The organism is Variovorax sp. PBL-E5 (genome assembly GCF_901827185.1).
GTDB lineage: Bacteria > Pseudomonadota > Gammaproteobacteria > Burkholderiales > Burkholderiaceae_C > Variovorax.
Window position 1 is genome coordinate 1,822,549 of sequence record NZ_LR594671.1, and the last position, 12,100, is coordinate 1,834,648.

Here is a 12,100-nt window from a genome sequence, read left to right on the forward strand (position 1 = left end):
CTTGACGGGGTTCAAGGTGGAAAAAAGCTTGGCTAGTCGGCGAACCGTTGGCTAGCAAAAAACGACCCTTTGGAGATGAATCTCCTCGAGTCGCCCCACGATGAAACTTGCGCGGAAGGCGGCTGATGGCTATTTGGTCAGGATCAGCTTGCCGAGTTTGGTGGCCTGAAGACGATAGAGCGAGCCGTTGTGCATGATCCCGACGGTCTTGCTGCCCTTGAGGAGTTCGGCGCTTTCGAGCAGCGGGGCAGGGCGCACCGCTTCGTTCGCAGCGCGACCGCCGGACGATGCGCCCGGGGCGGGATGGCTCAGAACGGAGAAGGCATTGGGCGTGGCTTGCATCGGAAGGCCTTTTCAAAACGATTGTTGAATGATAATTGTTATCAACAAAAAGTCAATCGTGCGAGCCGATCATTCGCGTTGCGTGCAGCTACTTCGGATCGGGCTCCGTGATGAAGCCGATCTTGCGCAGGCCCGCTTCGCGCGCTGCCGACATGGCTTGCGCGACGCGCTCGTAGCGCACTGCCTTGTCGCCGCGAATATGCAGTTCGGGCTGCGGATCCTTGGCGGCTTCCGTGGCCAATCGCGGCTCCAGGTCGGCATCCGCGATCTTCTGGTCGTTCCAGTAGTAGCTGCCGTCGGCGGTCACCGAGAACAGGATGTTCTGCGGCTTGGTCTGCTCGGGCTCGCTCGTGGCGCGAGGCAGATCGATGTTGACCGCGTGCTTCATGACCGGCACGGTGATGATGAAGATGATCAGGAGAACGAGCATGACGTCCACCAGCGGCGTCATGTTGATCTCGTTCATCACCTCATCGGGTTCGTCCTGGGTTCCGAAGGCCATGGTGTTCAGACTTTCTTGAGCGGCACGACCGTCGCTTCGACGCTGCCGCTCTGCACGCGTGCGCCGGTCACGAAGTAGGCGTGCAGATCATGGGCGAAGCTGTTGAGCTTGGTCAGCACGAATTTGTTGCCGCGCACCAGCGCGTTGTAGCCGAGCACTGCGGGGATCGCGACCGCAAGACCCATCGCCGTCATGATCAGGGCCTCGCCGATGGGGCCGGCCACCTTGTCGATCGTTGCCTGGCCCGCCGTGCTGATGCTCATCAACGCGTGATAGATACCCCACACCGTGCCGAAGAGGCCAATGAAGGGCGCGGTCGAACCGACGGAGGCCAGGACGGCGAGGCCCGTTTGCAGACGCGCCGTGAATTCGTCGATGCCATTGCGCAGCGCGCGCGTGATCCAGTCGCTCACGTCGAGCGCGTCGTGCAGATGCGCCTTGGTGTTGCGATGGTGCGCGGCTGCTTCGCGGCCTTCGAGCGCGAGCGCGCGAAAGGGGTTGCTGTCGTCCTTGCCCAGCTTGTTCAGCGCAGTCGCGAAGTCTTCGCTGTGCCAGAAGTCGGCGGAATGCTTGGCGAGTCGCTTGTATTTGATGACATCGAGCGCCTTGATCATGATCACGATCCACGACGCAAGCGACATGCCGACCAGCAGCACGGCGACCGCCTTGGTGACAAGGTCGCCCTGATGCCACAGGTTCATCAGGCCAAATTGGGAATCCATAAATGCTCCAAAAACTACTGGGTGAGTGTGAAATTGAAAGGCGCCTTCAGCAGGTAGACGGTCGCCTCGTTGGCGCCAGGCTGCCTGAAAGGCGTTACTTGCGATGACAGTGCGGCGTCGCGTGCTGCTTGATCGAGCCGGTCGTAACCGCTGGATTTGAAAATCTCTGCGCGCTTGGGAATGCCGGCGTTGTTGAAATAGACCGCCACGATGACGACGCCCGCTTCGCCCAGCCGCTTGCTCATCGCTGGGTAGGTGACGCGGGGCTCGCGGATGTATTGGGTTTGGCCCTGCGTGACCTCCACCAGCTTGGGTGCCGGCGGCGCCGGTGGTGGCGCCGGCGGTGCGGGGGGGGCAGGCGGGGCAGGGGGCGCTATCGGTGCCGGGGGAGGCGGCTCGATAACGCCTGTGGGCGCATTGGGCGCGGGCGCCGGTTTGGGCTCCCGTATGGCTTGCGGCCGAGGCGGTGGCGGGGTCCTGGTGATCTCTCGCCTGGGTGGCGGAGGCGGAGGAGGCGGCGGTTCCGCGGGCTTGGGCGGCTCGATCAACTGGCTCAGGATTTCGACGGGGACGATCACTTCCGCAGCGCGGCGAATCAATCCGGTCTGGAGCGCCCACAGTGCAGCAATATGGAACAACACCACGCTGCCCGCGATGACGGCATTGCGCGAAAGGCCGAAGGCCGAGGTGGAAGGCGAGGAAAAGCGGTCAGACACGATCAACCATTCGAGTGCGAGCCCTTGGAAAAGGTGCCCGGATGCAGCAGAACCGCGAATTACTGATGGGGCTACTTATGAAAGATCCACCAGGCCGAGCCGGCGACGAAGATCAGGCTACCGCCGAGTGCCGAGAAGAATTCCATGCCTTGCCTTCCGTGATGGAACTGGCAAGCTGGATCGACCTCGGGGCCTCTTCGCGGCTGAGCGCGGCGACTGGGTGCGAAGCGCTGCATTGCGCGACGACATCGCGCGCGCAGCCCTCGCATTGGCCGCATTGGGTTCCCACGCCGAGTTCGAACTGCACTTCGTCGAATGTCATGCCCGCTCGCACGTGACGTGCGATCTCACGGTCTGATACTCGGCGACATACGCAGACGATCATGATGCGCGACTGGCTGGCTGGTTGATGAAAGAGCTTCGATTATAAATACGAATTCTTCGCATTTGCAATAACTACCGTTGCGCCAAGGTCATGCTCCGCGTCGGGTTCTGGCTAGACCTCGGACCACATCCGCAGCAGGTTGTGATAGTGCCCCGTCAGCGCAACCGTTTCGTCGCGCTCGCCGATCGAAGCGCGCAGTTTCAGAATGATCTGATCCAGCTCGAAGAGCATTCCTCGCCGGCTGTCGTCCCTGACCATGCTCTGCACCCAGAAAAAGGAGCAGATGCGAACGCCGCGGGTCACGGGGCGGACGCGATGGAGGCTGCTGGACGGATAAACGATCAGATCGCCCGCGGGAAGTTTGACTTCATGGGCGCCATAGGTATCGACGACCTCGAGTTCTCCGCCCTCGTAGCTCTCGGGATCGCATAGGAACAGCGTGCACGACAGGTCGGTGCGAAGGTGTTGACCGGTGCCGGGCACGGTGCGCACCGAGCCGTCGACATGCAACCCGTAGTGTTCGCCGCCTTCGTAGCGGTTGAATAGCGGCGGGACGAAGCGCGAGGGAAGCGCAGCCGAGAAAAACAGGGCGTTGTGTGCCAACGCGCCCAACACAGCCTTGCCGAGCTCGCGCCCGACTGGTGAATGCTCGGGCAATTGGCGGTTGCGCTTGACCTGGGCACCTTGGTCGCCCACGGTTTCGCGGCCGTCGATCCACTGGGTGGCGTCGAGCGTCGCGTGGATCTCGCGCACCTGCTCTGTTGTCAGCACGTCGGGTACATGCAGCATCATTTTTCAGCAACTCCAAAAGGAAAAACCCCGCCGTGGTGCCAGGGTTCGAGTGTCGCACCGGTGCCTGCGACGGCAGCGGCGCACGCAAGCGCTCAGAACGCGAAGTTCGCAGTGATCTTGTAGGAACGCGGAATGCCCGGCGTGTAGCGATAGCCGCTCTTGTTGATCGCTGCCACGTAGTCCTTGTCGAAGATGTTGTAGACGTTGAATTGGATGTCCACATTCTTGCTGATGCGATAAGACGCCATGGCGTCGAAGACCCAGTACGCATCCACATACGCCGGCGTGCCCACGGCGCCGTCGCTGCCGCGCAGGAGCTTGCCGTTGTAGCGTGCGCCGCCGCCCAGGGTCAGGCCGAACGGCAACTGGTAGGTGGTCCAGAGCGTGAAGGCCTTCTTCGGGGTGTAGGCCAGCGCGGTCGAGCCGTCGGCCAGCACCGACGGGCCGCTCAGAACGCTGGTGTTCATGGTGGTGAAGCCCGAGGTGATGCCCCAGTTTTCTGTCAGCGCGCCGGAGACGCCGAGTTCGATGCCCTGGACGCGCTTCTTGCCGGTTTGGTAGTACAGCTGCGAGACGTTGTCCTGCACGACTTCGTTGCTCACGTCGGTGCGGTACAGGGCCGCGGTCAGCGCCACGCGCTTGTTCAGCACGTCCCATTTGGCGCCTACCTCATAGGTCTCGGCTTTCTGCGGCAGGAAGTCGGTCCGCGCGGCGCTGTTGCCGGTGCCGCCCGCTGCCAGCGCGAAGTTCGAGCCACCCGGAGGTTGCGCAGCGGTGCCGTAGGCTGCGTAGACGCTGCTGTTCTCGGTCGGCTTGTAGACTAGGCCGAGCTTGCCCGATATCAGGTTGTCCGACAGGCTCAGAGTGCTCGGCGTCAGTGCGCCGGTGGTTGCGTTCAGGGTCGACGCGTAGTAGTCGGTCGCGTAGTGATCGAAGCGCAAGCCGCCGGTCAGCTGCCATTTTTCGTTGAACTTGACCGTGTCGAAGACGTACGCACCCACGGTGGTGGTCTTGCCATCGGTGGTGGTGCCGTTCGGAATGCGGTTGTAGCCGTACACGTAGGGATTCGGCGAATAGACGCTGGCCGCAGGGAAGGCGCCGCTGTTTCGAATGCCCGGCACGCCGAAGACGGTGGCGTTCTGGGCGTAGTAGCCCAGCGTTTCCTGCTCTTCACGGATGATTTCCAGGCCTGCATTCAGCGAGTGGCCCACGCTGCCGGTGTCGAACTTGGCACTGAGGTTCGTCTGGTTCGTGAAGATCGTGTTGATCTGGTTCTTGTTGGTCGGCAGGCTGCGCGCCACGGTCCAGCTCGACGGCAGTGCCGCATTCGGCGTCAACAGATTGGCCGTGCTGCCCATGAATGAGTTCAGCATGTAGTCTTCCTTGGTCTTGCCATAGCGCGTCGTGTTGCGGATCGTGATGCCGGGCGTGAGGTCATGCTCGACCCGCGCGGTGAACATGTCGGCCGTCACGTTGTCGAAATCAGAACTGGTGCCGTAGAAGTTGCGCGAGTCGACGGGCGAGGCGTAGGTGAGGAAGTTGCGTCGGCCGACAAGTGTGGCGGCGTCGGGCGTGGAATAGCCGGGCAGGCCGATCGTGGGCACGCCGCCATCGGGCACGTTGTCCTGCTTGACGTGGAGGTAGTCCAGGAAGATGCGCGTGGGGCTGTTCAGGCCCAGCGCGAGCGACGGTGCGATCGCCGTGCGCTTGTTTCTCACGAGGTCTCGGCCAGGCACGCCGGTATCTTCGTCCACCGCGTTCAGCCGGAAGGCCGCGCCGGTACCGTTTTCGCCGCCGAGCGACTTGTTCCAGTCGATGCTGCCACGCTTGAAGTCAGCACTGCCGAAGCCCAGTGAGCCCGAGAAGCTGTCCTCGAGCTTCGGCTTTTTGGCCACGAGGTTGATGTAGCCGGTGGGCGAAGTGCGGCCTACGTCGGTGCCCGAGGGGCCTTTCACGATCTCGACCTGATCGATGTTGAAGATGTCGCGCGAGACCGAACCCAGGTCACGGATGCCGTCGACGAAGATGGAGCTCGAGCTGTCGAAGCCGCGCATGTAGACCGAGTCGCCGGTGCTGGTACTGCCGTTCTCACCCAGGAAGAAGGTGCCCACGCCGGGCGTGTTGTGCAGTGCTTCGGTCAGCGTCGTCGCGCCCTGGTCTCGAATGATCTGTTCCTTGATGACTTGGATGGTTTGCGGCGTGTTCAGCAACGGTGCGGTGAACTTCGGATTGGCCGAAGTGTCGGCCTTGTAATCGGCCGCTGCGGCCGAGTCCTGGACGCGGACTTCGGGCAGAGCGGCCGACGACTGTGCGAATGCGGCGGGTGCGGCGATGGCGAGCAGCGTGGCGGCGGCTGCGCCGGAAAACTGAGGAACGCTGCGCGCGGCATGTTTGCGGCTCTTGATGTAGGCCATGAGTGTTCTCCGAAAAGCGGGAAGAAACCGGGAGACCCGGGAGGGACATCAACTCGGCTGGCGATGTCCATGCGGGCTCGCGTTCTCGCTCGGAGAAGCAATCGGGACTGGCTGGTGAGTCGGTTTACAAGATCTTTGTAAAGCGCCGCGAATGATAATTGTTCTCAACAATGAAAGCACGATGCACGGAAGCAGAGCGCCTGTTTTGTTGTCGATCTACAACAACAAAATTACTGAGCATGAACTGATCGATATGCCGATTGCAGGTAATGTTCAGTAAATATCGCGTCTGTATCTGCCCGAAGCCGTGATGTCATGCCACAGCGCCTCCCCGGCAATCTCTCGCAGGGCGGCATCGACGCCCGTCGCCATGCCTTGCAGGCTGCCGCAGACGTAGACGGCAGCACCGTTCGCGAGCCATGCGCGCAGTGATACCACCGCTTGCAGCAGCCGGTGTTGAACGTAACGGCGCTCGGTTCGGTCGCGCGAGAAAACCATGTCGAGCCGCTGCAGCATCCCCGTGCCGAGCCAGTCTTCGAGTTCTTCGCGATAGAGGAAGTCGAATGCGGCTTGGCGTTCGCCGAACACCAGCCAGTTGTCGTGGCGCCCGACGGCCGCGCGCTGGCGCAGATGAGCGCGCAATCCGGCAAGGCCCGTGCCGTTGCCGATCAGGATCAGCGGCCTTTCTTCATTGCCGTCGAGGCGGAACGCACGGTGCGGCCGCAGCCGCAGGGCGATGCTGTCGCCAATCGACAGCGTCGAGGTGAGGAGGCCCGAGGCAGCGCCGAGCGTGCCGTCGGGATGGCGTTCCTGGCGGATCAGCAGTTGCAGCTCGCCATCGCCATGGATCGACGAAATCGAATAATCGCGCGCGCGCCGCGGATCGCTCGCGACGGCGATCTGGACCAGATCGCCCGATTGCCATTCGGGCAGCGCGCCGGTTTCGGGGTGCAGCGCCAGATGGAACACTGGGCCACCGGCGCTGCCGGGGTTCAGGCGCTCGCGCGTGACCAGGCGCCAGGGCGCAAAGCCATCGTCGGTTTCCGCCATGGCGCCACCGAGGCTGCCCCATTGCGCGTGCCAGGTGGCGAGCGCTGCCGGGTCGCTGTTGTCGACATCGATGCGGTCGGCGTCTCGCTGTGCGCCCGCGGCAAACAGCCACTCGTCGAGCGCGCGGCCGAAGGCGCAGAAGTTGGTGTATTGGCGATCGCCAAGCGCCAGCACGGCATAGCGCAGTAATGAAAGATCCGGCGCTGCGTTCATCACGTGCTCGACGAACACGCTGGCGCCGTCGGCAGCGTCACCTTCGCCATAGGTGCTGGCCACGAAAAGAGCGCGCCGCGCCGCCGCCAGCGTGGCAACGTCCAGTGCATTGAGCTCGAGCACGCGCACCGGTGTGCCCGAAGCGTGCAGCTGGCGCGCGGTCTGCCGGGCGATCATTTCGGCCTGGCCGGTCTGACTTGCGAACAGGACGAGCGTGACGGGTGCAGAGGCATCGGGGCTGCCTGACAGCGCTGCGGCATCGCGCTCCTCTGCTGCCAGCCGCAAGCGACGATGGCGTGCGTAGGTCGCAACGCACAGCGCCCCGTACGCCGCCACGGTGACGACTGCGCCGAACGCGCGCAACCCGGCTTCGTTCATGCACGAGTCGTGAGCATTTGCCAGGCGTGCGTCGCGCGTGCGCGTGACGCATCGATTGCCGCGCCGTCGCGACTGACGAACAGCGCGGCCAGATCGTGCTGCACGGCAAACGCCAGCCCTTCATCGGGACCGAGCACCGTCAACACCGTGGCCAGCGCATCGGCTTGCATGCACTGCGCATGCAGCACAGTGACGCTGGCCAATGCATGCACCACCGGCTCGCCGGTGCGCGGGTCGATGGTGTGCGACCAGTGCCGCCCCGCGTGCTCGCGGCGGTGCCAGCGGTCGCCTGACGTGGCGATGGCCATGTCGGCCAGCGGCACGCGCTGCGCGGCATCGGCCTCGATCTGCAGCTGCCACGGTGTGCCGCCGGGCCGACGGCCCAGGCCGCGCAATTCGCCGCCGATTTCGAAAAGCAGATCGGTCAGCCCGAGCGCGCGCAGCGCATCGACGCCGTGGTCGACCGCGAAGCCCTTGGCGATGCCCGAGAGGTCGAGCGTCATGCCGCCGGGCTGCCGAAGCGATCCATCGTGCGCGTCGAAGCCGAGACGGCGCCAGCCCGTTCGTGCGCGCGCCCGGGCGAGTTCTTCTAACGAAGGCGGCTGCGCGTGCGCGTCGGGCCCGAAGCCCCAGCAGGCGACGAGAGGGCCGATGGTCGGATCGATCGCGTCGCCGCTGGCCTCGGCCCATCGAATGGCACACGCCAGAACCGACGCGAATTCTGGCCGCAGCAGGTGCCGCGATCCGGTCGGCGCGCGGTTGAAGCGAACGATGTCGGAGTCGTGCTCCCAGTGGCTCATTTGCGCAATGACACGCGCCAGCGCGCCTTCGACCGCCGCACGCACATCGATCAGCCGCAGCATGCGCGGGTTGATGAAGCGCAGCGACCAGGTCGTGCCCATGGTCTGCCCGTGCAGCTGTTGCAGGCTGGCGGGATCGGCGCGGCGCGGCACGGCCGTGGCCGCGTTGGCGTATCCACTCGCGCGCCAAGTGCTGAACGAAAGACCCAAGGACGTCAGTGAAAAATCAGGGCATCACTTCCAGCGTGGCCGCGTAGCTCACACGGCGCTCCTTGGCTTTCGGCACCGTGGTCTTGCTGTCCCTGGTGCTGGCGTCGAGCCAGTACATGCCGGCGGCCGGCCAGGTCACGCTGAACTGCCCCTTGTCGTCGGTCTTGAGCTTGATCTCTTCGAGCTTGTCCCGGTATTGCGTGTTGCCGGCGGTCACGGTCACGTCGAGGCCCCGAGCGGGCTGGCCATCGAGGTTCAGTGTGAAGGTGGCTTTCTCGCCCTTGACCAGGTCCGTCGGGCTGCCGGTGCTGATCAATTCCATCCCCTGGCCGATCGGCTTGAGCGGCGAGGGCTTGCCGACCGTCACGAAGGTCTCGACGCGACCTGCCGTCTGCGACACGGCCACTTCCAGCGCATCGGCCGGGATTTCCTTGGCGATGGTCTCGGCCGAGCCGCGCGCGCGCTGGGTCTGGCCGGTGGCCTTGTCCTTCCAGCTCGCGAACGCGCCGGTGTTGACCACGGCGATGCGGTAGGTGCCGAGCTGCGTCATGTTCACGTCGAATACCGTGCGCTGCTTGAGCCTGGCTTCGTTGTCTGCCTTCAGGGCGCTGCCGTCGGGCGCGGTGATCTGCAGGCCGTCGAGGCGCATCGGGGCGTGGTTGGCGACGAACAGGTCGTTCGACACGGCGGCGTCCACGCTGACCGTGTCGGCTTTCGAGAACACGGTGGACGAGGGCAGCAACCAGAGGTTGTGGGCCTGGGCAGCGCCAGCAAGAGCGGCCAGTGCAAAGGCGAAGCCGGCGGCGCGACGGATGGTGCGGGTCATGACAGTTCCTTGAAGAATGGAGGGGCAGTGGCTCGAATCAGGGTTTGAGTTCGAGCTTGATTTCGCCGAGCTCTTCCTTTCCGCTCGCACTGGACTGCGATGCCGTGGTGGGCGGCCACTGGAAGGGGATGCTGACGACTTCGCGGCCACCGACTTCGCGCGCAGCCTCGACCACGAATTTGTAGGCGCCAGGCGCCAGCTGCGGCATCGCACCCATGCCTTCGGTGAAGTTCAACTGCTGCTTGCCGGCCGGTTTGGTCGCGCCCGTCACACCGTCGACCGGCATCGACAGTTCGCGACCGCCGCGACGCCACCATTGACGCAGGTCCTTGAGCCACTTGGTGCCTTCGCCTTCGGGGTTGTTCGTCCGGGTGCGCACGTCGTACCAGACGGCGAGCGTGCCGGCCATGGAGTTGTCGGCGCGCTCGATCCACGCGGCCACGTAGGGGCGGTGGTATTCAGCAACGTTGAGGCGGGGGATCTCGATGCTGGCGCCGAGGCCGGCCGCGAAGGCGGGCGAGGCGAACAGGGCCGACATGGCGATCGGTGCGAGCGGGTAGCGAAGGTGCACAGGGGTCCTTTTGACTTCTCTTGAGCTAATGGATGAACAGCAATGCGAGCAGCACCGGCACGGCCAGGCCCATGCCCACCATCGGCCATGTGAAAGGGCGGTTGCCCGCATGCATCTTCAGAATGAACAGGCCGGTGATCGAAAAGACGAGCGCGGCGCCCGCGAAGAGGTCGATGAACCAGCTCCAAGCGTCGCCGGTGTTGCGCCCCTTGTGCAGGTCGTTGAGGTAGGCGAGCCAGCCGCGGTCGGTGCGCTCGTACTCCACCTCGCCGTCGCTTAGGCTCAGGCGCAGCCAGGCGTCGCCGCCGGGACGCGGCAGCGACAGATAGATTTCGTCGTCGGCCCACTCGGCGGTGCGCCCGGTGGTGGAGATGTCCCAGGTCTTTTCCAGCCAGGCTCGGAGTTCGGCGGGCAGCGGCGCCTTGCCCTTTTGCGCCTTGACGGCGGGCAGGTCTTTTTCGAGGCTGGCCCGCAAAGCTTCGTCGACCGTGCCGACGAGATGCGTGACCACCGGCCTGGCCTCGATCAGGCCTGCGTGGTTCAGTGTGAAGCCCGTGACGCTGAACAGGATCATGCCGATCAGACAGACCGCCGAACTGACCCAGTGCCATTCGTGCAAGGTCTTGAGCCAGTAAGCACGGCGGCGGTGATCGGGGCGGGCGGTGGCAGTCATTGAAGGCGCGGATTGTATCCTTACAAATGAGAATGAATGCTATTTACACGTCGCCAAGTTGAGTAAAGCAAACATGCCCGCCATGAAAAACGGGACCGAAGTCCCGTCCATGTTCCAGTGCCCGAAGGGCCGGATCTATTCGGCCTCGCCCATCTGCGATTGCAGGTAGTTCTGGATACCAACCTTGTCGACCAGGTCGATCTGGGTTTCGAGAAAATCGATGTGCTCCTCGGTGTCGTCGAGGATCTCCTGAAGCAGATCGCGCGACACATAGTCGCGCACCGTTTCGCAGTGGGCGATGCCGTCCTTGATGGTCGCCTGTGCGCCGGTTTCGGCCTTGAGGTCGCATTGGAGGATTTCCGGCACGTCCTCGCCGACGTTGAGCTTGGCCAGGTCCTGCAGATTCGGCAGGCCGTCCAGCATGAAGATGCGGTCCATCAATTTGTCGGCGTGCTTCATTTCGCCGATCGATTCCTCATATTCCTTCTTGGCTAGCTTGTCCAAGCCCCAGTGCTTGAGCATGCGGTAGTGCAGGAAGTATTGGTTAATCGCCGTCAGTTCATTCTTGAGTTGCGCCTGGAGGTGGCCGATGACTTGGGGGTCGCCCTTCATGATTGCTTCTTCCTTGTTCTTCAAAGTACCGATTGTGGAAGTGCCTGGCCGCTGTGCGCAAGCAAACCCACGCTTTGCCGGTCTGCATGAGTTTGAGGTTGATAGCGTTTCGTATTGGGCAGGCGAGGTTTCGGCTCGTTCATAGGGGTGCCTGATGCTGATAATAGTTCTTAACTATCAAAAATAGAAAATTATTAGTTATAATAAACACTCGTTTTTATAGCAGCTATCAAGGAAATCGAAGCATGTCTCTGATCAACACCGAAATCGTCCCCTTCAAGGCCACCGCCTACCAAAACGGCAAGTTCGTGCCTGTGAGCAACGAGAACTTCAAGGGCAAGTGGTCCGTCGTCGTGTTCTATCCGGCCGATTTCACCTTCGTGTGCCCGACCGAGCTTGGCGATCTCGCGGACCATTACGCCGAATTCCAGAAGCTCGGCGTGGAGGTGTATGGCGTGTCGACCGACACCCACTTCACGCACAAGGCCTGGCATGACACGTCCGACACCATTGCCAAGGTGAAGTACCCGCTGATCGGCGACCCGAGCCAGCAGCTCGCACGTGCGTTCCAGGTTCTGATCGAAGAGGGCGAAGACGCCGGCCTGGCCTACCGTGGCACTTTCGTAATCGATCCCGAAGGCAAGATCAAGACCATCGAAGTGCACGACAACGGCATCGGTCGCGATGCAGCCGAGCTGCTGCGCCGCGTGAAGGCGGCCCAGTATGTGGCAGCGCATCCGGGCGAAGTCTGCCCGGCCAAGTGGACCGAAGGCGCCGAAACGCTCAAGCCTTCGCTCGACCTCGTCGGCAAGATCTAAGCCGACCTTTCGCGCCAGGGCCCGGGGCGCACTCGCTCCCGGGCCTTTTTCATTTCTTCAGCCTTCGCAAAGTGAG

14 protein-coding genes are annotated in these 12,100 nt (G+C 63.2%); 1 reads left to right on the forward strand and 13 read right to left on the reverse strand.

Annotated elements, in window-relative coordinates:
• Window positions 1–129 precede the first annotated feature (129 nt).
• The 13 genes from hemP to bfr form a co-directional block, all read right to left on the reverse strand.
• The gene (hemP, locus tag WDLP6_RS08930) at window positions 130–342 is read right to left on the reverse strand and encodes a hemin uptake protein HemP (protein WP_162592041.1); all 213 of its coding nucleotides are present in this window, start codon (window positions 340–342) and stop codon (window positions 130–132) included.
• Between the two features lie 88 nt (window positions 343–430).
• A complete protein-coding gene (locus WDLP6_RS08935; RefSeq protein ID WP_162592042.1) occupies window positions 431–844 on the reverse strand; it encodes an ExbD/TolR family protein in 414 nt (137 codons plus the stop codon).
• 5 nt (window positions 845–849) lie between these two features.
• A complete protein-coding gene (locus WDLP6_RS08940; protein WP_162566686.1) occupies window positions 850–1,566 on the reverse strand; it encodes a MotA/TolQ/ExbB proton channel family protein in 717 nt (238 codons plus the stop codon).
• 14 nt (window positions 1,567–1,580) lie between these two features.
• On the reverse strand, window positions 1,581–2,285 hold the full coding sequence (locus WDLP6_RS08945; protein ID WP_443083450.1) for an energy transducer TonB: 705 nt from the start codon (window positions 2,283–2,285) through the stop codon (window positions 1,581–1,583).
• A gap of 109 nt (window positions 2,286–2,394) precedes the next feature.
• Window positions 2,395–2,667 carry a (2Fe-2S)-binding protein gene (locus WDLP6_RS08950; protein WP_162566687.1) on the reverse strand — a complete coding sequence of 91 codons (273 nt, stop codon included), beginning with the start codon at window positions 2,665–2,667 and terminating at the stop codon, window positions 2,395–2,397.
• Window positions 2,668–2,778: 111 nt separating this feature from the next.
• Window positions 2,779–3,459, reverse strand: a complete 681-nt coding sequence (locus tag WDLP6_RS08955) for a Fe2+-dependent dioxygenase (protein ID WP_162592044.1) — start codon at window positions 3,457–3,459, stop codon at window positions 2,779–2,781.
• A 92-nt stretch (window positions 3,460–3,551) separates the two neighbouring features.
• The gene (locus tag WDLP6_RS08960) at window positions 3,552–5,873 is read right to left on the reverse strand and encodes a catecholate siderophore receptor Fiu (RefSeq protein WP_162592045.1); all 2,322 of its coding nucleotides are present in this window, start codon (window positions 5,871–5,873) and stop codon (window positions 3,552–3,554) included.
• A gap of 273 nt (window positions 5,874–6,146) precedes the next feature.
• Entirely contained in the window at window positions 6,147–7,514 is a 1,368-nt protein-coding gene (locus tag WDLP6_RS08965; RefSeq protein WP_162592046.1) for a sulfite reductase subunit alpha, read from the reverse strand.
• Complete coding sequence (locus WDLP6_RS08970) at window positions 7,511–8,524, reverse strand: FAD:protein FMN transferase (RefSeq protein ID WP_162592047.1); 1,014 nt, start codon at window positions 8,522–8,524, stop codon at window positions 7,511–7,513. The genes WDLP6_RS08965 and WDLP6_RS08970 overlap by 4 nt, the downstream gene beginning before the upstream one ends.
• Window positions 8,525–8,540: 16 nt before the next feature.
• Window positions 8,541–9,350: a DUF4198 domain-containing protein gene (locus tag WDLP6_RS08975; protein ID WP_162592048.1), complete on the reverse strand. Its 810-nt coding sequence runs from the start codon at window positions 9,348–9,350 to the stop codon at window positions 8,541–8,543.
• A gap of 37 nt (window positions 9,351–9,387) precedes the next feature.
• Window positions 9,388–9,888, reverse strand: a complete 501-nt coding sequence (locus WDLP6_RS08980; RefSeq protein ID WP_174259928.1) for a DUF2271 domain-containing protein — start codon at window positions 9,886–9,888, stop codon at window positions 9,388–9,390.
• Window positions 9,889–9,946: 58 nt separating this feature from the next.
• Window positions 9,947–10,594: a PepSY-associated TM helix domain-containing protein gene (locus tag WDLP6_RS08985; RefSeq protein ID WP_162592050.1), complete on the reverse strand. Its 648-nt coding sequence runs from the start codon at window positions 10,592–10,594 to the stop codon at window positions 9,947–9,949.
• Between the two features lie 135 nt (window positions 10,595–10,729).
• A complete protein-coding gene (gene bfr / locus WDLP6_RS08990) occupies window positions 10,730–11,206 on the reverse strand; it encodes a bacterioferritin (RefSeq protein ID WP_162566694.1) in 477 nt (158 codons plus the stop codon).
• Window positions 11,207–11,451: 245 nt separating this feature from the next.
• Here bfr and ahpC point away from each other — a divergent pair, with 245 nt between their 5' ends.
• A complete protein-coding gene (gene ahpC, locus WDLP6_RS08995; RefSeq protein WP_162592051.1) occupies window positions 11,452–12,024 on the forward strand; it encodes an alkyl hydroperoxide reductase subunit C in 573 nt (190 codons plus the stop codon).
• Window positions 12,025–12,100: the final 76 nt, after the last annotated feature.